This is a genomic window from Streptomyces olivaceus (genome assembly GCF_000721235.1).
Classification (GTDB): Bacteria; Actinomycetota; Actinomycetes; order Streptomycetales; family Streptomycetaceae; genus Streptomyces; species Streptomyces olivaceus.
The window spans coordinates 17,245-39,593 of the sequence record NZ_JOFH01000026.1; the positions used below are offsets into that span (position 1 = coordinate 17,245).

Consider the following 22,349-nt stretch of genomic DNA (forward strand, 5'->3'; position numbering starts at 1 on the left):
GAGACCGTTCGCGTCAGCGCCGCCGTTCACCCGGGCGCCTCGAGCCGACGCGCTCGCCTAGTACGCTGACGGACGACCCCGTGCCTGCGAGAGTGTGACTGTGACTTCCATCCGCCCCCGGCCAGAACCCGAAGAGGCCGCCCGTGTGACCTCCACGGCCGCGGAGCTGCTGGAAGTGCTGTGGGGAAGGGCCTCCACCGCACCCGCCTCCGCGTCCCAGCTGCGCGTCCTGTTCATCGTCGAGCACCAGGCGGGCATCAATCTGCGCACCCTCGCGGACTCCCTGGCCTCCACCCCGCCCTCCACGAGCCGCCTGTGCGACCGGTTGCAGGCGGCGGGTCTGATCGAGCGGGAAGTGAGCCGTACCGACCGGCGTGAAGTCCGCCTGTACCTCAGCAGTCGGGGCCACGCCTTCCTCGACGACCTGCGGGCCCGCAGGGAACGGGAACTGCAGGCGGTGCTCCACCTCATGCCTCAGGGCAAGCGGACGGCGCTGCTGGAGGGACTGGAGGCGTTCTGCGACGCGGCGGCGGCGCAGATACAGCACGACGACGCCTCCGATGCGCAGACCGCCTGAACGACCGGGCACGTTCCGAGGCGGCCTCGACCGGGGCCGGTGACCGGAGCACGGAGCGGCGGCTTTCGCCCACCGGGACATCCCAGATCCTTCCCCATGCTCGATGAACACGCCTACTTTCTTGCCTCGCGCCCATAATTGTCAAACGGCAAGTTTGTCGCTGCCGTGCAGCTCAGCCGCCTGCGGCTGCCCGGTGGGTCAGGCGTCCCCGTACGCCTCGCCGCCCAGTGCGAACCCGGCCGACCCCGCGGTGGCGTCCGCGAGCCAGGCCCGGAAGGCCTCCACCTCCGCCTCCGGCAGGCCGACCTCGATGGTGACGTCCTCGGCGTACCGCACGTCGCGCACCGCGCGGCCCGCCGTGCGCAGGTCGTTCTGCAGTCTGCCCGCCCGCTGGTGGTCGACGGTCAGCGTGGCCAGCCGGAAACGGCGCCGGGTGAGCGTGCCCAGGTCGTCCAGCGCCTCGCCGACCGCTCCCCCGTAGGCGCGGATGAGCCCGCCCGCGCCGAGCTTGACGCCGCCGTAGTAGCGGGTGACGACGGCGACGACGTAGCGCATGTCCCGGCGCAGCAGCATCTGGAGCATCGGCACGCCGGCGGTGCCCCCGGGCTCGCCGTCGTCGCTCGCCTTCTGGACCGAGGCGTCGGCACCGATGACGTACGCCCAGCAGTTGTGGGAGGCGTCCGTGTGCTCCTTGCGCACGCCCGCGACGAACGCCTGGGCCTCCTCCTCGGTGGCGGCCGGGGCGAGGGCGCACAGGAAGCGGGAGCGGTTGATCTCGGTCTCGTGCACGCCCGCGCGCGCGACCGTGCGGTACTCGTCCTGCATCCGGCCAGCCTATGCGGTCGGCCCCGGCCGTCCCTCGGCGCGGTCGCCCGCTCCTCCGCCCTCGGCGGGCGGGGGACGCGCAGGGGAATTGCGGCGGGCCGCCGCCCGTTGTCGCCGTCGGGTGGCGCGGCACCAGGGCCGCCCACGAGTCCGAGGAGGCCGCCGGTGTACGGCGACGAGGCAACCGTCCGCAAGATTCTCACCGAACTGGGCGACACCTGGGCCGTGGTGGGCCTGTCGTCCAACCGGCAGCGCGCGGCGTACGGCGTCGCCGAGGTGCTGCAGCGCTTCGGCAAGCGCGTCGTGCCCGTGCACCCCAAGGCGGAGACCGTGCACGGCGAGCAGGGGTACGCGTCCCTCGCGGAAGTACCCTTCGACGTGGACGTCGTCGACGTCTTCGTCAACAGCGAGCTGGCCGGGCCGGTCGCCGACGCGGCGGTCGCGAAGGGCGCGGGGGCCGTCTGGTTCCAGCTCGGTGTCGTCGACGAGGCCGCGTACGGGCGGACCCGGGCGGCGGGCCTGGAGATGGTCATGGACCGCTGCCCGGCGATCGAGATCCCGCGACTGGGCTGACCGGGCGGCAGTGCCCGGGGCAGGGAACCGTCCCCGCAGGGGGCGCAGGCGGGCGGCGCTCCGCTCAGGCCGCCGCGCCGAGCCCTTCCAGGACCACCGCGCCGGGCAGTTCGGCGAAGGCCTTGCCCGGCACCAGCAGCTTGCCGCGCCGGCGTCCGCTGCCGACCAGGACGTAGGGCAGGTCGACGACGGCCGAGTCCACGAGCAGGGGCCAGCCGGCGGGCAGCCCGACCGGGGTGATGCCGCCGTACTCCATGCCGGTCTCGCCGGTGGCGGTGTCCATCGGGGCGAAGGAGGCCTTGCGCGCCCCGAGGTGGCGGCGCACGACGCCGTTGACGTCGACCCGGGTGGTGGAGAGCGCCACGCAGGCGGCCAGTGTCGTGCCGCCGCCCCGCTTGCCGGTGACGACCACGCAGTTGGCGGACCGTTCGAGCAGCTCGCGGCCGTAGTGCTCGACGAAGGTGGCGGTGTCGGCCCACTCCGGTTCGGTGTCGACGTAGACGATCTGGTCGGCGGGCACGGTGCCGCTCCAGTGGCGTACGGCGTCGGCGACCGGGCGGGTCAGTTCGCCGAGGCGGTCCGGGGCGGGCGCGGCGCTGTCGAAATTGCCGATGGGTGCGTGCATGGCGGCACGCTAGCAACGGCGGGCCGCGCCGCGGACGGCGGTCTCAGCGGACGGGCGGCACCGAGACCGCCATGATCATGTCCATCGGCTCGTCGCCCTCGTTGCCGTACGTGTGCGGAGTGTCCGCCTCGAAGGAGGCGCTCGCGCCCGTGGGGACGCGGTGGGCCGCCCCGTCGACGGTGAGCGTCAGTTCCCCGGCCGTCACGTGCACCAGCTCGGCGGTTCCGGCGGGGTGCGGGTCGGAGTGGCTGCTCTCGCCCGGCATCAGCCGCCACTCCCACATCTCCAGCGGGCCGGGGGCCTCCACCCCGGCGAGGAGCCGGCTGAAGCTGCCGGCGCCGGTGTGCCAAAGGCGCACGGCCTGCTCGGCGGGGACGACACGGACCGTCGGGCCCTGCTCCCGGTCGAGCAGGGTGGTGACGCTGACGCCGAGCGCGTCGCCGATCTTCACGACCGTGCCGAGGCTGGGGTTGGTGCGCGCCTGCTCGATCTGGATGAGCATGCCGCGGCTGACGCCGGCGCGCGCGGCGAGCGCCTCCAGGGTGAAGCCGCGCTCGTTGCGCCAGCGTTTGACGTTGCGCGCCAGGGACTGGGTCAGCAGGTCGAGATCCGCCACGTTCCGTCCGGTGAGTTGTCCGTTGTGGTCTGCCGCGGCCTGCCGTACGGCCTGCCGCGCGCTCTCCTGTTCAGCTCTCCGCCGCCGGTTCCGGGAACCGTCCCGGCGGGTCCGCCGCACGGTCCGGGTCGTCGTCCAGCTCGGCGAGGCGGGCCACCGTCTCCTCGTCCAGCTTGGACAGCTCCCGCAGCTGTCCCGGCGTCACCCCGTCGGGGATCGGCACCGGGGCCGGGGTGCGCAGCGGCGGCTGCCAGCCCTCCGCGGGCGTCCAGCGGCGTACGACGCGCGCGGGGGCGCCCGCCACCACGGCGTGGTCGGGGACCGTGCCGCGGACGACGGCACCGGCGGCCACGACCACGTTCCGCCCGACCCGCGCGCCCGGCAGGATCACCGCGCCGGTGCCGACCCAGCAGCCGGGGCCGATCTCCACCGGGTCCATCCGCGGCCACTGCTTGCCGATGGGCCGGTGCGGGTCGTCGTAGGAGTGGTTGGTGGAGGTGATGTAGACGTACGGGCCGAAGTAGCAGTCGCTGCCGATGGTGACGGTGGTGTCCGCGATGACGTGGCTGCCGCGGCCGAGGACGACGCCGTCCCCGATGCGCAGGATCGGCTCGGGCCCGAGGTCGAGGTCGGGCATGAGCCCGGCGGTCAGCGTGACCTGCTCGCCGATGATGCAGTGGGCGCCGAGGTGGATCCAGGGTTCGCCGAAGACCGTGCCGAGCGGGAAGGCGAGCCGGGTGCCCGTGCCCAGCGCGCCGAAGCGGAAGCGTCCCGGACGTGCGGCGGTGACGGAGCCGGTGCGCTGCACCCAGGCCCAGCCCGCGTGGACGGCCCGCTGTGCGACGCGGCTCCGCCAGGACGAGAACGTGTTCTTGCGCTTGGGCACCCGCTCACGGTAGTCGGCGGGGGTCGCGGCCAGGACCGCGCAGTGCTGTGATCTTCACCCCACCGGGTGGCGTACGGTGCCGTACAACACCGAGCGGGAGGCGATGATGACGCAGAAGGCGCTGATCACGGGCATCGGCGGCAGGGACCCGAAGGTCGACGCGGAGGCCTTCGTGGCGCCGACGTCCTCGGTGGTCGGGGACGTGACACTGCACGCGGGGGCGAGCGTCTGGTACGGCGCGGTACTGCGCGGCGACGTCGAGCGGATCTCCGTCGGCGCGAGCAGCAACGTCCAGGACAACTGCACGCTCCACGCCGACCCCGGCTTCCCCGTCACCGTCGGCGAGCGGGTCTCCATCGGGCACAACGCCGTGGTGCACGGGGCGACCGTCGAGGACGACTGCCTGATCGGCATGGGCGCCACGGTCCTCAACGGCGCGGTGATCGGCGCCGGTTCGCTGGTCGCGGCCCAGGCACTGGTCCCGCAGGGGATGCGGGTGCCGCCGGGGTCGCTGGTCGCCGGGGTGCCGGCGAAGGTGAAGCGGGAGCTGACCGAGGAGGAGCGGCAGGGCGTCACGCTCAACGGCACGATGTACGCGGCACTGGCCGGGCAGCATCGGGACGCGGTGGGCGAGGCTCCGCGGAAGACCGGCCCCGGCGAGTAGGCGGCCGGCCGCGCCCCCGGCGGCGGGGCCGCGCCGGCGCGGCCCCGCGGCAGTGCGGGCGCTCACTCCCCCGCGGTCACCGGCTGCGCCTTGCCCGCCTTGCGCTTGACGATCAGCATCGAGGCCACGCCGATCAGGACCGCAAGGACCAGCCCCAGCCACGAGAAGCGCTTGAGCCAGGACTCCGCGACGACGCCGACGTAGTAGATGACGGCGGTGGTGCCGCCCGCCCAGACGATGCCGCCGAGGACGTTGGCGATCAGGAACTTCCAGTACGGCATCCGCAGCACGCCGGCGAGCGGGCCCGCGAAGATGCGCAGCAGGGCGACGAAGCGGCCGAAGAACACGGCCCACATGCCCCACTTCTGGAAGGACCGCTCCGCGGTGGCGATGTGCCCCTCGCTGAAGTGCTTGGGGAACTTCTTCCCCAGCCAGGCCAGCAGGGGCCGGCCTCCCTTGCGGCCGATGGCGTACCCGATGGAGTCGCCGATCACCGCGCCCGCGCTGGCACAGGCGCCGAGGACCAGGGGGTCGATGCCGCCGTGCTGCGACGACAGCAGGGCCGCCGACACCAGGACGATCTCGCCGGGCAACGGGATGCCCAGACTCTCCAGACCGATGACCAGTGCGACGACGGCGTAGACGGCTGCCGCGGGCACCGTGTCGAGCCACTCCTGGACGTGCAACGCCCACCCTCCGCTTCACGTACGTGTTCCCGGTGCGCCGCGATCAGAGGCGCACCGGGAAGGGTACCGGGTCGGCGGGGCTCAGCTGTTGGGCCGCAGGGTCCATATGACGGTCATCTCCGTGGTGACCGCGTCGTCCTCACGCCGGATGGCGACGCTCACGGGGAACTCGGGGCGGCTGCCGGCGTCCAGTTCGGCGACGACCTCGGCGGCCGGGCGGCCGAGGGTGGCGGTGGCGGTGACCGGGCCGAGGGCGATCTTCTTGAAGGCGATCTCGGCGGTGACCGGCAGCGGCACCGCGCGGGAGAGCTGGTCCCCGAAGGCGGCCAGTACGACCGCGCCGCTGGCCGACTCGCCCAGCGTGAACATGGCTCCGGCGTGCGGCCCGCCGACGTGGTTGCGGTATTCGCTCTGGTCCGGGAGGACCAGGACGGCCTTCTCGGGTGTGGTCTCGAGGTACTCGAGGTTCAGGGTCCGCACCATCGGCACCGTGGCGGCGAGCAACTCGCCGATCGACATCTGGTCTGCGCTCATGCGCGCAGGTTACCCGCGAGTAGCATCCAAGGGCCAGGCCCCGGGAAGATCGCCATATGCTGCTGTCCCATGTGGCCTAGAGAGCAGTCGCCCGCCGGCGGCCCGGAGCAGCCGAACCCGTACAAGGAGCCGCCCGCGCCCTGGAACGCGCCCACCGTCGCCTCCGGTCCACCGGCCGGCGGCCCGCCGGGCCGGGGACCGGGCGGCGGCCGAACGAAGCTCGTGGCGATCGGGGCCGCCGCGGCGGTCGTGGTGGCGGCCGCCGTGACCGGGGCGGTCCTGCTGGGCGGGGACGAGGCCGACCGCGCGGCCGGGCCGGACCCCGCCGCCTCCTCGGCATCCGCCTCCGCCTCCGTCGCCGCCGACGACCCGCGGAGCGGGGACAGCGGCCCGGCGCCGACCGTCGCGGGCTGGACCGTCGTGGCCAACCCCGACCACGGCATCGCCTTCGACGTACCGGCCTCCTGGGCACCTCAGTCGCGCGACTGGGTCACCTACGTCGCCGAGGACGACGATCCCGACGAGAAGCCGCTGGTCGCCATGAAGGCGCCCGCCGTCCTCCAGGAGGAGTGGTGCGCGTCGGACGGCGACCGGGACGGCTCCGTCGACCACACGCCCCTGGCGAGCGCGGGCACCCGCGGCAACAACGGCGCGCGGAGCACCGAGGACGTCGCCCGCACCGACTCGGCGGCCTGGGTCTACGGGGCCTACACGCAGCCCGACCGGGACAAGGTCTCGACGGGACCGGTGACGTCCTTCACGACTGCCTCCGGCATCCGGGGCAGCGTCGCCACCTCCCGGTCGTCCGGGGTGGCGAAGAAGGACAAGTGCGACGTGGAGGGCAAGGCGACCACCTTCGCCTTCGAGACCGCCGACGGCGACTTCGCCTCCTGGTCGTTCTTCGGCGCGGCCGGCGTCGACGACGAGGTGCCCGAGACGACCGTCCGCGAGATCCTCGCCACCGTCAGGGAGTACACCCCGTCGGATTCCTGAGGACCGGATACGCGTTCCCGAGGACCGGATACGTCCCCGTTCCTGAGGACCGCGTACGCTCCCGGCCGCGGAAGCGTTCCCGGCTCGCGCGCCGTTCCCCACTTCGGTACGTCCCTGACAAGGGCCGGTGACCGAATCGTGTCCTGGGCGACGTTAGGGTGACTGCTCATGTGGCCAGGACAGCAGCCGCCCGGGGGCGAGCAGAACCCGCAGGACAATCCGTACCAGCAGTCGGGGTACCAGCAGCCGAATCCGTATCAGCAGCCCGGCTACCAGCAGCAGCCCGGCGCGTACGGCCAGCAGCAGTGGAGCACACCGCAGCCGGCCACCGTCCCGCAGCCGGTGACGGGCGGCGGCGGTGACGGCGGCGGCAACCGGACGAAGCTGGTCGCGATCGTCGCGGCGCTCGCCGTCGTCGTGGCGGCGGGTGTCACCGGCTTCCTGGTGCTCGGCGGCGACAAGGACGACGAGGCGGACGAGGGCAAGGACAAGAAGCCGTCCGCCAGCGCGCCCGCCGAGAAGTCCGACGCCCCGTCCGCGGACCCGAGCGCGTCCGGCTCCGACGACAACCCGCGGGGCGGCGAGGGAGAGCAGGCCACCGTCGACGGCTGGAAGGTCGTCGCCAACCCGCGCTTCGGCACCCTCTTCGACGTGCCCGCGGACTGGGAGCTCGACAGCCCCGGCACCAGCGTCGGCTTCGAGTGGGAGGAGGACGGCAAGACGGACCGCACCACCGTCACCGCCCCGGCCTACCTGAAGTCCGAGTGGTGCACGACCGACGAGAACAAGGACGGCCGCAAGGAGAGCACCGCGCTCGCCACCGCGGGAACCCGTGGTGAGAGCGGCGCCAAGGACACCGACCAGGCGGCCGAGACGCGGGTGCCGTGGTGGATCTTCGGCGGTTTCACCGAGCCCGACAAGAAGGCCGTGAAGTACGGCAAGTCGAAGCCGTACACGACCGCGTCCGGCATCAAGGGCAGCGTCATCGAGGCGCACTCGGAGGGCGCGAAGAAGAAGGGCAAGTGCGACACCGAGGGCAAGGCGATCACCTTCGCGTTCAAGAACGGCGCGGGCGATTTCGTCACCTGGAACCTGTACGGCGCCAAGGGCGTCGACGAGGAGATCCCTCAGGAGACCGTGCAGAAGATCCTCAGCACCGTGCGCCTCACCGAGGAACCGCCGACCGAGTCGTAGCCGGCGTGGCGCGCGCCGTTCAGCCGATGCCGAACGCCCCGGCGGGCGGCTCGGGCGACGGCGCCGCGTCCTCGTCCCGCACCGGGCGCGCGTCGCCGATGAAGTCCCGCAGGGCCCGTCCGTGCTCGACCCGGGCCGGGAAGGCGTCGGCGGCGGTGCGCCGGGCGAGGGCCGCCGTGTCCGGAGGCCGGTGCGCGGCGACGAGGACGGCGTTGCCGAAGCGGCGTCCGCGCAGCACCCCCGGTTCGGCGATCAGCGCGAGTTCCTCGAAGAGCGTGGCGAACCCTGCGAGTTGCGCCCGCAGGAAGGCGAAGGGCGCCCCGTCGGCGAGGTTGGCCACGTACACGCCGTCGGCGCGCAGCACTCGCGCCGCCTCGCGGGCGTAGCCGACGCAGGCCAGGTGCGCGGGCACCCGGGAGCCCCCGAAGACGTCGGCGACGAGCACGTCCGCGGAGTCCGCGGGGGCGTTTTCCAGCCAGGCACGGGCGTCGGCGGCGTGCGCGGCGACGTGCGCGCCCGCGGGCAGCGGCACGTGCTCGGCGACCAGGGCGAGGAGCCCCCGGTCGGCCTCCACGACGTCCTGCCGGGAGCCTGGCCGGGTGGCGGCCACGTACCGGGGCAGCGTGAACGCGCCGCCCCCGAGATGCACCACGTCGAGGGCACGCCCCGGCTCGGCGACCGTGTCCAGGACGTGACCGAGCCGGCGCGTGTACTCGAACTCCAGGTGGGCCGGCTCGTCCAGGTCGACGTACGACTGCGGGGCGCCGTCGACCGTGAGCAGCCAGGCCCGCGGCCGGTCGACGTCGGGCATGAGCCTGGCGGTGCCGTGGTCGGTGACGCGGCTGACGGGTATGGCTTCGTTCACCCGCCCCATTGTGCCAAGCACCGTGTGCCCGGGCGCCGGGTGTCGAGCGCCAGGCGTCGGGCGCCGAGTGCTGGGCCGGGCACCCGCACCCGCACCCGGCGACGGTCTCACCCGACGGCGGTCACGGTCCCCGCCCCCACGGTCCGGCCGCCCTCGCGGACGGCGAATCCGAGTCCCGTCTCCAGCGGCACGTCCCGGCCCAGTTCCACCGTCATCGTGACGGTGTCCCCGGGCCTGGCGACGGCCGCCTCGCCGAGGTCCACGTCGCCGACGACGTCCGCGGTCCTGATGTAGAACTGCGGCCGGTAACCGGTGGTGAGCGGTGTCGAGCGGCCGCCCTCGCGCGTCGACAGCACGTACACCCGGGCCGAGAAGCGCCGCCCGGGCACGACGCTGCCGGGTGCGGCGACCACGTGCCCGCGCCGCACCGTGTCGCGGGCGACCCCGCGCAGCAGCAGCGCCACGTTGTCCCCGGCCTGCGCCTCCGCCATGGGCTTGCCGAACGTCTCCAGGCCGGTGACGACCGTCTCGGCCGACGCGCCGAGCACCTCGACGCGGTCGCCGACGCGGACGGTGCCGCGTTCGACGGCGCCGGTGACGACGGTGCCTCGGCCGGTGATGGTGAGCACGTTCTCGACCGGCAGCAGGAACGGCGCGTCCAGGTACCGCTCGGGCACGGGTACGTAGGTGTCCACGGCGTCGAGCAGCGCCTCCACGGCGGCCGTCCACTTCGGGTCGCCCTCCAGCGCCTTCAGCCCGGAGACCCGTACGACGGGCACGGCGTCGCCGCCGTACCCCTGCGCGGTGAGCAGTTCGCGGACCTCCAGCTCCACGAGGTCGGTCAGCTCCGGGTCTCCCGCGTCGGCCTTGTTGAGCGCGACCACGATGTGGTCGACGCCCACCTGCCGGGCGAGCAGCACGTGTTCGGCGGTCTGCGGCATGATCCCGTCCAGCGCGGAGACGACCAGGATCGCGCCGTCGAGCTGGGCGGCGCCGGTGACCATGTTCTTGACGTAGTCGGCGTGGCCCGGCATGTCCACGTGGGCGTAGTGCCGGGTGTCGGTCTCGTACTCGACGTGCGCGATGTTGATGGTGATGCCGCGCGCCGCCTCCTCCGGGGCGCGGTCGATGCGGTCGAACGGAACGTAGGGGGTGGTGCCGCCGCCCCCGCGCTCGGCGAGGACCTTGGTGATGGCGGCGGTCAGGGTCGTCTTGCCGTGGTCGACATGGCCCATCGTGCCGATGTTCAGATGCGGTTTGGTGCGGACGTACGCCGTCTTGGACATGGCGCTACCTCGAAGCCTGGTGGCGGTGGTGGGAACCCCTGGGGCCGGCCGACCCTCCCCCTGCGGGGTCCGCCGGACATTCCGGGGAGGGTCAGCTTCGGGCGCCGTCGACTGCGGCGGTGAGGTGGGGGACGGCAGCCTTCGGGGCATCCGCGACCGCGGATGCTGCGAGGTGGAAGGCGTACCGGAACATGACGCCGATCCTCGCCGACGCCTCGTCCCACGTCGAATGGTTTTTGAGGGAACGACAGTTCGAAAGCGGCGGGGCGCCGGCGCTACGGCCCGACGTTCCGCAGCGCCTCCCGCACGGACAGCGGTGCGAGGCGCGTCCGGTGCCCGGCCACGAAGGCGCGCACCGCGTCCGGATCGGTCTTGGCGTACTCGCGCAGACACCAGCCGACGGCCTTGCGGACGAAGAAGTCGCCGTGGCCCGACCGGCGCGCGCAGTAGCCGAAGAGGCGCTCGGTGTCGGTGTTCTCCCGGTAGCGCAGTTGGTGCAGCAGCGCCGCGCGGACCAGCCAGCGGTCCTCGTCCTCGATCCAGGCGTCCATGTCGGCCGTGAGGCCGCGGTCGGCCGCGACCAGTCCCCCGACGACGTGCGCGGCGAGCAGGTCCACGGTGTCCCACCAGGGCACGGTGGTGAGCAGGTACCGGACCACGGGCAGGAAGCCGGAAGAGCAGTACGTCACATTGCGGCGCAGGAAGTCCACGGCGAAGTAGTGGTATTCGCGCTCGGGCAGCCGCCAGCAGCGCAGCGCCACCGCCGTGCAGTCCGCCTCGTCGGGACGGGGCACGCCGGCCAGTACGGTGCGGGACAGCCCACGGCGAACGGGCGAGGCCAGCCCCAGGAAAGGGGCCACGTCCCGCATGTACGCCCGGTTCTGCGCGGCCCGCCCGGGGTCGGCCGCGGCAGCGTACACGGCGGGGAGCCGCCGGAGCACCGTGTCGGCCAGAGCGCTGCGCGGCACGTCGCCCGGAATTCCCTCGCCTGTGACGCTCATGAGACGCACCATACGGCGATCACACACATATGTCGGTTAGTGTCACCGGATGCTCGATGCCACCACCCGCTCTGGGGGCACCGCCACGGTCACTCCCCGGACCGCAGCCACGGAACTCGCCGTCGCCACCGCGGCCGGACCGGTCGCCCCGACCGGCTTCGCCGCCCGCGCGACGAGAGTGCTGCTCTCGCCGTGGTCCCGGCTCTCCCTCCTCGTCGCCCTGCTGGCCGCGGCGGCGACGGCCGTTCTCCTGTTCCAGCCGCAGGATTTGCTGACCGACGGCTGGCCACCGCAGCTCGGCGGCGCCGCGGCGGCGATCGCCTACGCGGTGGCCTACGGGGTCTGCACGGTCGCGTTCGTGCCGCGTCCGCTGCTGAACCTGGCCGCCGGCGCGCTGTTCGGCTCCCAACTGGGGCTGGCCGCCGCGCTGGCGGGGACGGTGCTCGGGGCGGGGATCTCCTTCTGTCTCGGCCGGGCACTGGGCCAGGAGGCGCTGCGCCCACTGCTGCGCGGGAAGTGGCTGAAGGCCGCGGACGGACAGCTGAGCCGGCACGGTTTCCGGTCGATGCTGGCGGTGCGGCTGTTCCCCGGAGTGCCGTTCGCCGCGGCCAACTACTGCGCGGCCGTCTCCCGCATGGGTCTGCTGCCCTTCCTGCTGGCGACGGGGCTCGGCTCGATCCCCAACACCGCTGCCTACGTCGTCGCGGGCGCCCGCGCCTCGACCCCGACGTCTCCCGCCTTCCTGATCGCGCTGGCCTGCATCGCCCTGCCGGGCCTCGCGGGCGTGGTGGTGGCGTGGCGCAAGCGCCACCGGCTGCGCGGCGACTGACCCCCGCGGCGGCGCGGGGGCCCGCCCGGCGGCGCCGCGGCCACTCACCCCCTGTGGCCTGGACTTCATTTTGGGGCGCTACGCTGCCCCTCGGCACGCTTGATCCCGATCACCGCACACCGCGGTCCGGTGTGTCCGTCGACCCTTTCTCGACCGCCCTTTGGACTCCGTAACCTCATGTCTTGGTTTGAATCCCTCATCCTCGGACTCGTCCAGGGGCTGACCGAATTCCTTCCCGTGTCGTCCAGTGCGCACCTGCGCCTGACCGCGGCGTTCTCCGGCTGGCACGACCCGGGTGCGGCCTTCACGGCGATCACGCAGATCGGCACCGAGGCCGCGGTGCTCATCTACTTCCGCAACGACATCGGCCGGATTCTCGCGGCGTGGACGCGGTCCCTGACCGACAAGTCGATGCGCCGCAATCCGGACGCCCGCATGGGCTGGCTGGTCATCGTCGGCTCGATCCCGATCGGCGTGCTCGGCCTCACGCTGAAGGACAGCATCGAGGGCCCCTTCCGCGACCTGCGGATCACCGCGACGATGCTGATCGTCGTCGGCGTGGTCATCGGCATCGCCGACCGGAGGGCCGCCCGGGACGAGAAGGGCGGCCGGCACCGTGCGCCGCAGCAGCGCAAGGAGCTGGAGAACATCGGCGTCCGGGACGGCCTCATCTACGGCCTCTGCCAGGCGGCGGCCCTGATCCCCGGCGTCTCCCGCTCCGGCGCGACCATCAGCGGCGGTCTCTTCATGGGATACCGGCGCGAGGCGGCCGCCCGGTATTCGTTCCTGCTCGCGATCCCGGCGGTGCTCGCGTCCGGCGTGTTCGAGCTCAAGGACGCGATGGAGAACGACCACGTCTCCTGGGGGCCGACGCTCTTCGCCACGGTCATCGCGTTCGGCAGCGGATACGCGGTCATCGCATGGTTCATGAAGTTCATCTCGACCAAGAGCTTCATGCCGTTCGTCTGGTACCGCATCGCGCTCGGCATCGTCATCATCGCCCTGGTCGCGGCGGGAGTACTGAGCCCGCACGCCGCGGAGTCGTCCGGCTGACCTTCCAGGTGAATGCGCATCCCACCCGGGACCGGGGCCACGGGCTTGTCCCCCGCGCGAGCTACACAGAGGTGTCCACCAGCGGGTGACGACTCCGAGCCGCCGCGGCCGTAGCTTTACAACCGGAAGAATCCAGTAGACCGCAAGGGCGAAGCTGAAACGGCCGGGGCTCTGGCGATGCGGCGGGCGCCATACGTGCGGGCCCTTGGCCGCGTTCGCACAGATGCCAACGCGCGACAACAAGAACGGGTAATCATGAAACTGGCATTCAAGGCCTCGTTAGCAGGAGCAGTCCTCGCCTCGACCGCCGTACTGGCGGCTCCGGGAACCGCATCGGCTGATGAACCCGTGACCCGCTGCGAAACAGGCGAGATCTGCCTCTACGATGGCCACAATCTCACCGGTAGCAACCTGCAGCTCAAGTACGGGGTGGACACCCCCGACATCGGCTGGGCGTGGAACGACCGAGCCAGCTCGGTGTGGAACCGTGGCGAGGGGTTCGTCTGTATCTACACTGACGCCGACTACCGCGGCCACCATTACTCCATCCCGCCGGGTGAGAAGCAGGAACTTCTCTTCCTCTACGACAACGCGGTGAGCTCCCTCGAATACGGTGGCTGCGGGGGCTGAGCCGACCGGCTGACCGTCCCCCTCGAACTCGATACCGGCCCGCGGGGCCTTGGCCCAGGCTTGCGGTCCATCAGGCGACCGCCCCACCCGCGTTCCTGATCAGCTGCTGGAGCACCTTCACCGTGGTGACGTAGTCCGCGTCGTCGATGCCCTCGTGGAGGGCGGCGCGGATCGCGGGGGCGTTGCGGGCCAGATCGACGCGGGCCTGTTCTCCTTCCGGGGTGAGCCACAGCCGGCCCTCGGCGTCCTGGGTCAGCCGGCCGCGTTCAAGGAGCGCCTCTGCTTCCGCCGCCAGGTCGTCCTCGGGACGGATGTAGGAGGCCATTGCCTTCCGCAGCTCGGGCAGGGTCATCCCCTCACCGTCGGGCGAGATGTCGTTCGCAGACAGGTTGCGCAGCAACCAGAACTGGGGCTGGGTGTACCCCTTTTCGGCCTGCCGGGCGCGGGTGTAGGCGATGAGCGCCTCGTAGGCGACACCGGTCCAGTACGCGGCGGGCTGTCCGGCGAGTTCGGCGTCGGAGACCTGCTGTGTCGTCATGGGACGTCCCTCCGTGCACTTCGGTGTGGAGCCCGCACACCGTGCGGGACATGGGGAGACCGTATGACCTCAAGTGCGGTTGAGGACAAGCAGGTGATCAGGAACGCGTGCCCGCTCTCCGGGGCCTGGGCTCTACAGCCGGACGGTGGTGCCGGACTCGATCCGGTCGATGGGCGTGCCGGTCAGACCCTTCTCGCCGAGGAGACTGGCGGTGGAGTGCTGGCCCAGGTCGCTGAGCATGAGTTCGTGGATCTGGATGATGCGCTCGGGCCTGACTGCGCGGACGTAGTCGGCGGCTTCACCGAGCTTCGTCCATGGGCCGCTCGTCGGCAGCAGGAGGGTGCGTACGGGAGCGTCGGGGGCGAAGTAGGCGTCGCCGGGGTGGTAGACGGCTCCGTCGTCGAGGAGGTAGCCGACGTTGTCGGGGCATGGAATGTCGGCGTGGATCGGCGCGTGGCGGTGGCCGTGGACGGTGGCGGTGATGGAACCGACGCTGAAGGTGTCGCCCGCGGCGACGGCGTGGACGCGGCCGTCATGACTGCCGAGGGTGGCCGCGACAGCGGCTGTGCCGTAGACCTGCAGCCCACTCTGGGCTCCGAGAGCAGCGGCGACGAGCTTTTCGTCGAAGTGGTCGAAGTGTTCGTGGGTGATCAGAACGGCGTGGGCCTGGGTGACGGCTTCCGCCGCGTCCGGGGTGAAGGTGCCGGGGTCGATGACCAGGCGGGTGCCGTCCTTCTCGAGCGTGACGCAGGCATGGGCGTGCTTGGTGAGCTTCACAGTGGATCCTTTCCGAGCCGGCACATTTCTACAACCAAACTATGTAACCTGACTATACACATTGCATCGATGCGCGCATCCGACGCCGCCACCCGCCAAAGCATCAATGTAGCTAACGTGTACAGTTTGGTTGATAGATGTGGGTAAGCTGACACCATGGACGAGAATCAGTTGGCTGAGGAACTTCGCCTGACTGTCGGACGGCTCGTACGCACTGTGCGCACCGCCGACACGATGCCGCCCGGCGAGGCCGCGGTCCTGGGCTACCTGGACCGCAGCGGCCCGCTGACCACCGCCGATGTCGCGCAACAGCGGGGAGTCAGCCACCAGTCGGCTGCCAAGGCGGTCAAAGAACTCCTGACCCGGGGCCTGGTGCGTGCCGAGCCACACCCCAGCGACGGCCGCAAGCTGTTGCTCCACCTCACGCCCGCGGGAAGTGACCGTCTGACCGAGGAGCGCCGAAGGCGTGCGCACTGGCTCGGCACCGCGATCAACGATGCCCTCGGTTCCGATGAACGAAAGACGCTTGAGGCGGCGCTGCCACTGCTGTCGCGCCTTGCCACACACTTGGATGGCAGGTAAGCCGGGGCTGCCGTCCGGGCGGGCAGGGGGCCTTCGGGGACTGGTGGACCACCGGGCAGTCCGAGGCTGGGAGCCGACGGGACACGCGCACCCGGAGCTGGTCCACCGCTGCCGGCCGCGTAGCCGTCCGGTAGCGCAGTGTCAGTGCTTGCCCCTAGGCTTGTCCGCATGTCCCCCAAATACGCGACCCCTGGTTCCGTGCGGTCCGCCGCGGAACTGAACGATCAGATCCGTGCGCTGTGGCGGCGCGCGGGCGGGACCCTGTCCGCGCAGGAGCGTGTGGAGTACGAGCTGCTGGTGGTCGAGTGGGCGACCGCGATCCGCGGCGAGGTCATCGAGGCGGCCTGAGGCGGGGTCCTTCCGGGCCGGGAGGGCGGCCCCCACGGGCCAGGTTCTCGGCGCCGTAGCGCACCCCCCGGAGAGTGCAGCCCGTCCCGGCCGGTCCCGCCGGTGTCAGCGACCGCCCGCCACGCGGAGCACCGTGCCCGTCGTGTACGACGCGTCGGACGACATCAGCCAGGAGATCGCGGCGGCGATCTCCTCCGCCCGTCCCGCCCGCCCCATCGGCACCGTCGCCCCCATCCGCCGCGCCCGGTCCGCGTCGCCCGCCGCCGCGTGCATCTCGGTGTCGATCACGCCGGGCGCGACGGCGTTCACCCTGATCCCGTCCGGACCGAGCTCCTTGGCCAGCCCCAGCGTCAGCGCGTCGACGCCCGCCTTGGTCGCCGCGTAGTGCACGTACTCCCCGGGACTGCCCAGGGTCGCCGCGCCCGACGACACGTTCACGACGACGCCGCCGCCCCGCGCCGTCATCAGCCGCGCGGCACGCCTGGCGCAGAGCAGCACGCCCAGCAGGTTGACGTCGAGGACCCGGCGCAGGTCCGCGGGGTCGCTGTCGGCGAGGCGCCCGAGCGGGCCGGTCACGGCCGCGTTGTTCACCAGTCCCGTGACCGGGCCGAGGCGCTCCTCGGCCACGTCGAAGAGCCGGTCGACGTCGGCCTCCACCGAGGTGTCCGCCCGCACCGCCACGCCCCGTCCGCCCGCCTCGCGCACCCCGGCGACCACCGACTCGGCCGCCGCCGAGTCGCGCGCGTAGCCGACGACGACGTCGTGTCCGTCCGCCGCGAGCCGCAGGCAGGTCGCCGCACCGATCCCCCGGCCGCCGCCGGTGACCACCGTGAGAGGCCGCACCATGAATACCTCCATATTTTGATCGATCATCGATCACCCTAGAGGAATCGATCGCCCTTGAGGAGGTGTCGGACGCCGCCCGGACCCGCGCCCCGCAGGGCTCGGTGTGATCAACTGAATTCGCCCTCGTCGCGAGCGCACACTGAAGGCATCAGGGGGTAGGGAGGCGCCCATGAAGACGCTCGACCACTGGCTCGCCTCCCCGTGGCGGCGCGCGGTCGCGGCCGCGCTCGCCGGCGCGCTGCCGGTGCTCGCCTTCCCGGGCCCCGCCCTGTGGTGGTGGGCCTACGTGGCGCTGGTCCCCTGGATCCTGCTGGTCCGCACCGCGCCGCGCGGCAGGCGGGCGGCGTACGACGGCTGGTGCGGGGGGTTCGGGTTCGTGCTGGCCATGCACCACTGGCTGCTGCCGAACCTGCACGTGTTCACGTTCGTCATCGCGGCGCTGCTCGGCCTGCTCTGGGTCCCCTGGGGTCTGCTGGTCCACCGGCTGCTGGGCGGGGCGCCGTCCGCGGGCCGGGGCGCCGCGGCCCTCGTGGTGCTGCCGTCGGGCTGGCTGCTGGCGGAACTGGTCCGGTCCTGGCAGGGCCTGGGCGGGCCGTGGGGGATGCTGGGCGCCAGCCAGTGGCAGGTGGCGCCGGCCCTGCGACTGGCCTCGGTGGGCGGGGTGTGGCTGCTCAGCTTCCTGGTGGTGGCCGTCAACGTCGCCGTCGCCGTCCTCGTCGCGGTGCGCCGGGCGAGGGTGCCGGCCCTGGCGGGTCTCGTCGCCACGGCCGCGGCCACCTCCGCCGCCTGGGTCTGGTCGCCGCGCCCCGGCACCGACGAGCGGGCCGCGATCGCCGTGGTGCAGCCCGGCGTCGTCTCCGGACCGGACAGCGCCGACCGGCGCTTCGACCGCGAGGAGCGGCTGACCCGCCGGCTCGCCGACCGGGGCCTCGACCTGATCGTCTGGGGCGAGAGCAGCGTCGGCTTCGACCTGGACGACCGGCCCGACCTGGCCCGGCGACTGGCCGCGCTGTCCCGGGACACGGGCGCCGACGTCCTGGTCAACGTGGACGCACGGCGCTCCGACAAGCCCGGCATCTACAAGAGTTCGGTGCTGGTCGGACCCGACGGCCCGACCGGCGACCGGTACGACAAGATGCGGCTCGTCCCCTTCGGGGAGTACGTACCGGCCCGCTCACTGCTCGGCTGGGCCACCTCCGTCGGCAAGGCGGCGGGCGAGGACCGCAGGAAGGGCACCGGGCAGGTGGTGATGGACGTCGGGGGCGGGCTGCGGATCGGGCCGATGGTGTGCTTCGAGAGCGCCTTCCCCGACATGAGCCGCCAACTGGCCGCCGACGGTGCCGAGATCCTGCTCGCCCAGTCCTCGACCTCGACGTTCCAGCACACCTGGGCTCCGGAGCAGCACGCCTCGCTCGCCGCCCTGCGCGCCGCCGAGACCGGCCGGCCGATGGTGCACGCGACGCTGACCGGCGTCTCCGCCGTCTACGACGCGAACGGCGCGCGGATCGGCTCGTGGCTCGGCACCGGCGCGAGCACTTCGCGGGTGTACGAGGTTCCGCTGGCGCACGGCAGCACCCCGTACGTCCGCCACGGCGACTGGGCGGTGCACGCGGCGCTGCTGGTCCTCGCGGGCTGGGCCACCGCCGAGGGCGTACGCGCGGTGCGGCTCAGGCGGACCCCGCCCGTGCCTCCCGCACCACCCGCTCGCACAGCTCATGGGTCAGCAGCGCGTCCCGGGCGCTGAGCAGCCGCCCCTCCCGCACCGCGTCGAGGAAGGCGAGCACCGCCTGCTCGATGCCGCGCTGGCGGGCCACCGGGACCCAGTCGCCGCGCCGCCGCACGGTGGGCTGGCCCTTGTGGTCGATCACCTCGGCGAGATTGACCACCTGGCGCTTGGTGTCCTGGCCGGAGACCTCCAGGATCTCCTCGGCCGAGCCGCTGAGCCGGTTCATGACGCCGAGCGCGGTGAAGCCGTCCCCGGCGAGCTGGAGGACGACGTGGTGGAGCAGCCCCTCCTCGGTGCGGGCGCGCACGGTCACGTCGTCGACCGGGCCGGGCACCAGGAAGCGCAGCGTGTCGACGACGTGGATGAAGTCGTCGAGGATCATGGTGCGCGGTTCCTCCGGCAGCCCGGTGCGGTTCTTCTGCATGAGGATCAGCTCGCGCGGGTGCTCGGCGCACTGCGCGTAGCCCGGGGCGTGGCGCCGGTTGAAGCCGACGGCGAGGCTGGTGCGCCGCGCGTCGGCGAGGGCGACCAGGCGCTCGGAGTCGGCGAGTTCGTAGGCGAGGGGCTTGTCGACGTAGGTGGGGACGCCCGCTTCGAGCAGCCGGGTCACGATCTGCGGGTGGACGGAGGTCGGCGCGTGCACGAAGGCGGCGTCGAGGTCCTGGGCGAGGAGCGCGTCGAGGTCCGCGTGGCGCTGCGCCGGCGGGACGCGCAGCGTGTCGGCGACCCGGGTGAGGGTGGCGGGGGTGCGGGTCTGCAGGTGCAGTTCGAGCCCGGGGAGAGCGGCGAGCACCGGCAGGTAGGCCTTCTGCGCGATGTCGCCGAGTCCGATGCAGCCGACCTTCACGGGGTGTGCTCCTCAGCTGCTCGCCGACCTGGTCCGCCGGACAGCATACGGGGGCGGCGGCGGACTCCCCGCCGGTAGGGGGCGGGGCCCCGTGCCGGGCTGAAAACCGCTGGTGGGGCGGGTCTCGCTGGGCAAGGATGACGGCATGACGACCGAGCGCCGCGAACCCGCACCCGACCTCGACGAACGCGCCATGCTGGAGGGCTGGCTGGAGTACCACCGGAAGACCCTCGCGTGGAAGTGCGAGGGCCTGACCGACGAGCAGTTGAGGACGCCTGCCGTCGCCCCGTCGAACCTGTCCCTGATGGGCCTGGTGCGGCACATGGCGGAGGTGGAGCGCAGCTGGTACCGCAGGGTGCTCGCGGCCGAGGACGCCGGCCCCCTGTACTACGGCGACGAGGACCCGGACGGCGAGTTCCGGCTCACCGGGTCCGACACCTGGCAGGAGGCCCACACCACCTGGCAGGCCGAGATCGCGGCGGCCCGGCGCAACGCGGCGGGGGTCCCCCTGGACGAACCGACCCGGGGCAGGCACCTGCGCACCGGTGAGCGCTACACGCTGCGCTGGATCCACACCCACATGATCGAGGAGTACGCGCGGCACAACGGGCACGCCGACCTGATCCGCGAGCGCCTGGACGGCGCCACGGGCGAATGACGTCACCTCCGGTCGTCCGCGGGCGTCCGTACGGGGCCCGACATCACCCGTGCGGGGCAACCTGTGCTCGTCCGGTGCCGCGGGCGGGTCCGGAAGCAGCAGAGTGACGCGGGTGCATCGAACGACGACCACCGCAACACTTCTGGTGACCGTGGCTGTCACGGCCCTGGCCGGCTGTACGACGGTCCGGGGCCCGGCCACGCCCGATCTGCCGGCCGCGGGTCCCCGCTCGTCCGCGCCGCGTCCGGAGGGCCCGGCCGAGCCGCGGGTCGTACAGGCCCCCGCCCGCGAGGCGCTGGAGATGATCGGTCCCTCCGCCTCCGCGGACGGCGGCACCGGGGAACCACGGCGTACGAAACGCTCCGCGTCCGCCGCCCCGCACGACGCGCCGGCGCCGCCGGCCGGACCCGAGCAGCCCCGGTCCGCCGGGCCGGCACCGAAGGACACCGGCCGCCCCGCACCGCCCCGGCCGAAGGTCCCCGAGCTTCCCGGCTCGTCCGGCGCGGACGCGGGAAAGAACGCGAACGTGTGCTCCCTCGGCAAGCAGTACGGCGGCTGGCGCCCGGGCAGCCCCGAGGCGCGCATCTGCGAGCAGGCGTACGGCCGTTGACGTCGGGCGCTCCGGCTGCGGCTCCCTCTGGGGTCCGGCACTCCGGCCTCGGCTCCGGCACCGGGCTCCTGCTCCCGGGCGGGGGGCCGGTGTGGAAGCCGTGGCCGGGCCGGGCTAAGGCCGCTGTCGCGGTGGACGGCCCGGGCCGTCCGGCCGGTCGGGCGCGTCCGGGCCGTGCCCTCCGTCGTCCAAGCGGCGTCCCAGCCGGTCGATCGCGGCCCGGACACCCTCGCCGTAGCGGTCCGGCGCGAGGTGCTCGGCCGCGGCCCGGGCGCGCCCCAGGTGTGCGCGGGCGGCCTCGCGGCGGCCGAGGCGGTCGTAGTCCGCGGCCAGGTTGAGGTGGAGCGAGGGGGTCAGAACACGCGCGGCGAGGGCGCCCGGGTGCCGTGCGGCGGCCGGCCGCTCCCCGGTCAGTTCCTCGGCGGCCGACAACGCCCGGAGGTCCCAGGCCAGTTCGTCCGCGGGATCGTCCTGGGTGTCGGCCAGGTAGTGGGCCAGCGTGCAGCGGTGCAGGGCGTCGCCGTGCTCGCCGATCTCCGCCCACAGGACGAGGAATCGGTCCCGGGCCTCTTCGCGGTCCCCGGCGTGATGCAGCATGACGACCTGCCCGATCCGCGTCGGCACGGCGTCCGGCGCCGTCTGCTCCTGTCCCTGCGCCACCGCGTCCTCCGTGCCCTCGTCGGCTGCCTTGACGACGACGCTAACCGCAGGCACCCGTATTACCGGTCAGGCGTCCCGGGCGACGCGCGGACCCGGGACACGCGGGCCGCACGCGCCCCCCCCTCACGGCCCCCGCGGACCGCGGACCCGGCCCCGGCGTCCGCGCGCCGGAGTCAGCCCAGGTTCGGGACGGTCCAGTCGACCGGGTCGTGGCCCTGCGCCGCGATCGCCTCGTTGATCTGCGTGAACGGGCGGGAGCCGAAGAACTTCTTCGCCGACAGCGGCGAGGGGTGCGCACCCTTGACCACCCGGTGCCTGCTCTCGTCGATCAGCGGCAGCTTCTTCTGCGCGTAGTTGCCCCAGAGCACGAACACCGCCGGGTCGTCGCGGCGGACCACCGCGCGGATCACCGCGTCGGTGAACAGCTCCCAGCCGCGGGACTTGTGCGAGTTCGCCTCGCCCGCCCGGACGGTGAGCACCGCGTTGAGCAGCAGCACGCCCTGCTCGGCCCAGGGCATCAGGTAGCCGTTGTCCGGGACGGGGGTGCCCAGCTCCGCGTGCATCTCCTTGTAGATGTTGCGCAGGGACGGCGGGACCTTCACCCCCGGCCGGACCGAGAAGCACAGCCCGTGGCCCTGCCCCTCGCCGTGGTACGGGTCCTGTCCGAGGACCAGCACCTTCACCCGGTCGTACGGCGTCGCCTCCAGCGCGGCGAAGACCTCCTCGCGGGGCGGGTAGACGGGGCCGTTCGCCCGCTCCTCCTCGACGAACTCCATCAGCTCCTTGAAGTAGGGCTGCTGCAGTTCGCCGCCCAGGGCCTCGCGCCAGGACTCGGGCAGGATGGCGGTGTCGGTCACGTCGACTTCCTTACGCTGTGCGGTCGCTTCCACTTCCACAGAACCTACCGGCGGCCACTGACA

General features: G+C 72.8%; 28 protein-coding genes. 13 read left to right on the top strand and 15 right to left on the bottom strand.

Annotated elements, in window-relative coordinates:
- The first annotated feature begins 94 nt into the window (after nucleotides 1–94).
- Entirely contained in the window at nucleotides 95–577 is a 483-nt protein-coding gene (locus tag IG94_RS0126290) for a MarR family winged helix-turn-helix transcriptional regulator (protein WP_031042123.1), read from the top strand.
- A 198-nt stretch (nucleotides 578–775) separates the two neighbouring features.
- Here IG94_RS0126290 and IG94_RS0126295 read toward each other — a convergent pair whose 3' ends face one another.
- Nucleotides 776–1,402: a YigZ family protein gene (locus tag IG94_RS0126295; protein WP_031042128.1), complete on the bottom strand. Its 627-nt coding sequence runs from the start codon at nucleotides 1,400–1,402 to the stop codon at nucleotides 776–778.
- Nucleotides 1,403–1,567: 165 nt separating this feature from the next.
- On the opposite strand from IG94_RS0126295, the gene IG94_RS0126300 reads away from it, so the two are divergent.
- Complete coding sequence (locus IG94_RS0126300; RefSeq protein WP_031042130.1) at nucleotides 1,568–1,975, top strand: CoA-binding protein; 408 nt, start codon at nucleotides 1,568–1,570, stop codon at nucleotides 1,973–1,975.
- 64 nt (nucleotides 1,976–2,039) lie between these two features.
- On the opposite strand, the gene IG94_RS0126305 is transcribed toward IG94_RS0126300, so the two are convergent.
- The 3 genes from IG94_RS0126305 to IG94_RS0126315 all read right to left on the bottom strand — a co-directional run bounded on the left by IG94_RS0126305 (nucleotide 2,040) and on the right by IG94_RS0126315 (nucleotide 4,102).
- A complete protein-coding gene (locus IG94_RS0126305; protein WP_031042133.1) occupies nucleotides 2,040–2,600 on the bottom strand; it encodes a YbaK/EbsC family protein in 561 nt (186 codons plus the stop codon).
- A 43-nt stretch (nucleotides 2,601–2,643) separates the two neighbouring features.
- A complete protein-coding gene (locus IG94_RS0126310) occupies nucleotides 2,644–3,216 on the bottom strand; it encodes a helix-turn-helix domain-containing protein (RefSeq protein ID WP_031042136.1) in 573 nt (190 codons plus the stop codon).
- 70 nt (nucleotides 3,217–3,286) lie between these two features.
- Entirely contained in the window at nucleotides 3,287–4,102 is an 816-nt protein-coding gene (locus IG94_RS0126315; RefSeq protein WP_031042139.1) for an acyltransferase, read from the bottom strand.
- Between the two features lie 106 nt (nucleotides 4,103–4,208).
- Here IG94_RS0126315 and IG94_RS0126320 point away from each other — a divergent pair, with 106 nt between their 5' ends.
- Nucleotides 4,209–4,766 (top strand): gamma carbonic anhydrase family protein, encoded by a 558-nt coding sequence (locus tag IG94_RS0126320; RefSeq protein ID WP_031042143.1) that lies wholly within the window; start codon nucleotides 4,209–4,211, stop codon nucleotides 4,764–4,766.
- Between the two features lie 62 nt (nucleotides 4,767–4,828).
- On the opposite strand, the gene IG94_RS0126325 is transcribed toward IG94_RS0126320, so the two are convergent.
- Together IG94_RS0126325 and IG94_RS0126330 are read right to left on the bottom strand one after the other, a co-directional pair.
- A complete protein-coding gene (locus tag IG94_RS0126325; RefSeq protein ID WP_031042146.1) occupies nucleotides 4,829–5,452 on the bottom strand; it encodes a DedA family protein in 624 nt (207 codons plus the stop codon).
- Nucleotides 5,453–5,533: 81 nt separating this feature from the next.
- Complete coding sequence (locus IG94_RS0126330; protein WP_031042148.1) at nucleotides 5,534–5,971, bottom strand: DUF4442 domain-containing protein; 438 nt, start codon at nucleotides 5,969–5,971, stop codon at nucleotides 5,534–5,536.
- Nucleotides 5,972–6,055: 84 nt separating this feature from the next.
- Here IG94_RS0126330 and IG94_RS0126335 point away from each other — a divergent pair, with 84 nt between their 5' ends.
- Together IG94_RS0126335 and IG94_RS0126340 are read left to right on the top strand one after the other, a co-directional pair.
- Complete coding sequence (locus IG94_RS0126335; RefSeq protein ID WP_031042151.1) at nucleotides 6,056–6,979, top strand: DUF8017 domain-containing protein; 924 nt, start codon at nucleotides 6,056–6,058, stop codon at nucleotides 6,977–6,979.
- Nucleotides 6,980–7,147: 168 nt separating this feature from the next.
- Nucleotides 7,148–8,173, top strand: coding sequence for a DUF8017 domain-containing protein (locus IG94_RS0126340; RefSeq protein ID WP_031042154.1), 1,026 nt, complete (start codon nucleotides 7,148–7,150; stop codon nucleotides 8,171–8,173).
- Between the two features lie 19 nt (nucleotides 8,174–8,192).
- On the opposite strand, the gene IG94_RS0126345 is transcribed toward IG94_RS0126340, so the two are convergent.
- From IG94_RS0126345 to IG94_RS0126355, 3 genes are all read right to left on the bottom strand, one after another.
- The gene (locus IG94_RS0126345) at nucleotides 8,193–9,038 is read right to left on the bottom strand and encodes a spermidine synthase (RefSeq protein WP_031042158.1); all 846 of its coding nucleotides are present in this window, start codon (nucleotides 9,036–9,038) and stop codon (nucleotides 8,193–8,195) included.
- Between the two features lie 107 nt (nucleotides 9,039–9,145).
- A complete protein-coding gene (tuf, locus tag IG94_RS0126350) occupies nucleotides 9,146–10,324 on the bottom strand; it encodes an elongation factor Tu (protein WP_031042162.1) in 1,179 nt (392 codons plus the stop codon).
- A gap of 275 nt (nucleotides 10,325–10,599) precedes the next feature.
- Nucleotides 10,600–11,325: a DNA alkylation repair protein gene (locus tag IG94_RS0126355; protein WP_031042165.1), complete on the bottom strand. Its 726-nt coding sequence runs from the start codon at nucleotides 11,323–11,325 to the stop codon at nucleotides 10,600–10,602.
- A gap of 49 nt (nucleotides 11,326–11,374) precedes the next feature.
- Here IG94_RS0126355 and IG94_RS0126360 point away from each other — a divergent pair, with 49 nt between their 5' ends.
- From IG94_RS0126360 to IG94_RS40770, 3 genes are all read left to right on the top strand, one after another.
- Nucleotides 11,375–12,154: a TVP38/TMEM64 family protein gene (locus tag IG94_RS0126360; protein ID WP_031042168.1), complete on the top strand. Its 780-nt coding sequence runs from the start codon at nucleotides 11,375–11,377 to the stop codon at nucleotides 12,152–12,154.
- 177 nt (nucleotides 12,155–12,331) lie between these two features.
- The gene (locus IG94_RS0126365; RefSeq protein ID WP_031042171.1) at nucleotides 12,332–13,207 is read left to right on the top strand and encodes an undecaprenyl-diphosphate phosphatase; all 876 of its coding nucleotides are present in this window, start codon (nucleotides 12,332–12,334) and stop codon (nucleotides 13,205–13,207) included.
- Between the two features lie 255 nt (nucleotides 13,208–13,462).
- Nucleotides 13,463–13,837 (top strand): peptidase inhibitor family I36 protein, encoded by a 375-nt coding sequence (locus tag IG94_RS40770; protein ID WP_157852311.1) that lies wholly within the window; start codon nucleotides 13,463–13,465, stop codon nucleotides 13,835–13,837.
- A 70-nt stretch (nucleotides 13,838–13,907) separates the two neighbouring features.
- Here the strand turns inward: IG94_RS40770 and IG94_RS0126375 are convergent, their stop codons facing one another.
- Both IG94_RS0126375 and IG94_RS0126380 read right to left on the bottom strand, forming a co-directional pair.
- Nucleotides 13,908–14,375 (bottom strand): hypothetical protein, encoded by a 468-nt coding sequence (locus tag IG94_RS0126375; protein WP_031042176.1) that lies wholly within the window; start codon nucleotides 14,373–14,375, stop codon nucleotides 13,908–13,910.
- 132 nt (nucleotides 14,376–14,507) lie between these two features.
- A complete protein-coding gene (locus IG94_RS0126380; protein WP_031042179.1) occupies nucleotides 14,508–15,152 on the bottom strand; it encodes an MBL fold metallo-hydrolase in 645 nt (214 codons plus the stop codon).
- A 156-nt stretch (nucleotides 15,153–15,308) separates the two neighbouring features.
- On the opposite strand from IG94_RS0126380, the gene IG94_RS0126385 reads away from it, so the two are divergent.
- Together IG94_RS0126385 and IG94_RS40775 are read left to right on the top strand one after the other, a co-directional pair.
- Nucleotides 15,309–15,734 (top strand): MarR family winged helix-turn-helix transcriptional regulator, encoded by a 426-nt coding sequence (locus IG94_RS0126385; RefSeq protein WP_031042180.1) that lies wholly within the window; start codon nucleotides 15,309–15,311, stop codon nucleotides 15,732–15,734.
- Between the two features lie 168 nt (nucleotides 15,735–15,902).
- Nucleotides 15,903–16,082, top strand: a complete 180-nt coding sequence (locus IG94_RS40775) for a hypothetical protein (protein ID WP_031042182.1) — start codon at nucleotides 15,903–15,905, stop codon at nucleotides 16,080–16,082.
- 105 nt (nucleotides 16,083–16,187) lie between these two features.
- On the opposite strand, the gene IG94_RS0126395 is transcribed toward IG94_RS40775, so the two are convergent.
- On the bottom strand, nucleotides 16,188–16,928 hold the full coding sequence (locus IG94_RS0126395) for an SDR family NAD(P)-dependent oxidoreductase (protein ID WP_031042184.1): 741 nt from the start codon (nucleotides 16,926–16,928) through the stop codon (nucleotides 16,188–16,190).
- 169 nt (nucleotides 16,929–17,097) lie between these two features.
- Here IG94_RS0126395 and lnt point away from each other — a divergent pair, with 169 nt between their 5' ends.
- Nucleotides 17,098–18,672 (top strand): apolipoprotein N-acyltransferase, encoded by a 1,575-nt coding sequence (lnt, locus tag IG94_RS0126400; RefSeq protein ID WP_031042185.1) that lies wholly within the window; start codon nucleotides 17,098–17,100, stop codon nucleotides 18,670–18,672.
- On the opposite strand, the gene IG94_RS0126405 is transcribed toward lnt, so the two are convergent.
- On the bottom strand, nucleotides 18,596–19,501 hold the full coding sequence (locus IG94_RS0126405) for a Gfo/Idh/MocA family protein (RefSeq protein ID WP_031042186.1): 906 nt from the start codon (nucleotides 19,499–19,501) through the stop codon (nucleotides 18,596–18,598). The genes lnt and IG94_RS0126405 overlap by 77 nt on opposite strands.
- A 145-nt stretch (nucleotides 19,502–19,646) precedes the next feature.
- On the opposite strand from IG94_RS0126405, the gene IG94_RS0126410 reads away from it, so the two are divergent.
- Both IG94_RS0126410 and IG94_RS0126415 read left to right on the top strand, forming a co-directional pair.
- Nucleotides 19,647–20,159: a DinB family protein gene (locus IG94_RS0126410; RefSeq protein WP_031042188.1), complete on the top strand. Its 513-nt coding sequence runs from the start codon at nucleotides 19,647–19,649 to the stop codon at nucleotides 20,157–20,159.
- Between the two features lie 151 nt (nucleotides 20,160–20,310).
- A complete protein-coding gene (locus IG94_RS0126415; RefSeq protein WP_308043519.1) occupies nucleotides 20,311–20,769 on the top strand; it encodes a hypothetical protein in 459 nt (152 codons plus the stop codon).
- A gap of 114 nt (nucleotides 20,770–20,883) precedes the next feature.
- On the opposite strand, the gene IG94_RS0126420 is transcribed toward IG94_RS0126415, so the two are convergent.
- Together IG94_RS0126420 and ung are read right to left on the bottom strand one after the other, a co-directional pair.
- Nucleotides 20,884–21,429, bottom strand: coding sequence for a hypothetical protein (locus IG94_RS0126420; RefSeq protein ID WP_031042194.1), 546 nt, complete (start codon nucleotides 21,427–21,429; stop codon nucleotides 20,884–20,886).
- 173 nt (nucleotides 21,430–21,602) lie between these two features.
- Nucleotides 21,603–22,286 carry a uracil-DNA glycosylase gene (gene ung, locus IG94_RS0126425; RefSeq protein ID WP_031042197.1) on the bottom strand — a complete coding sequence of 228 codons (684 nt, stop codon included), beginning with the start codon at nucleotides 22,284–22,286 and terminating at the stop codon, nucleotides 21,603–21,605.
- Nucleotides 22,287–22,349 lie beyond the last annotated feature (63 nt).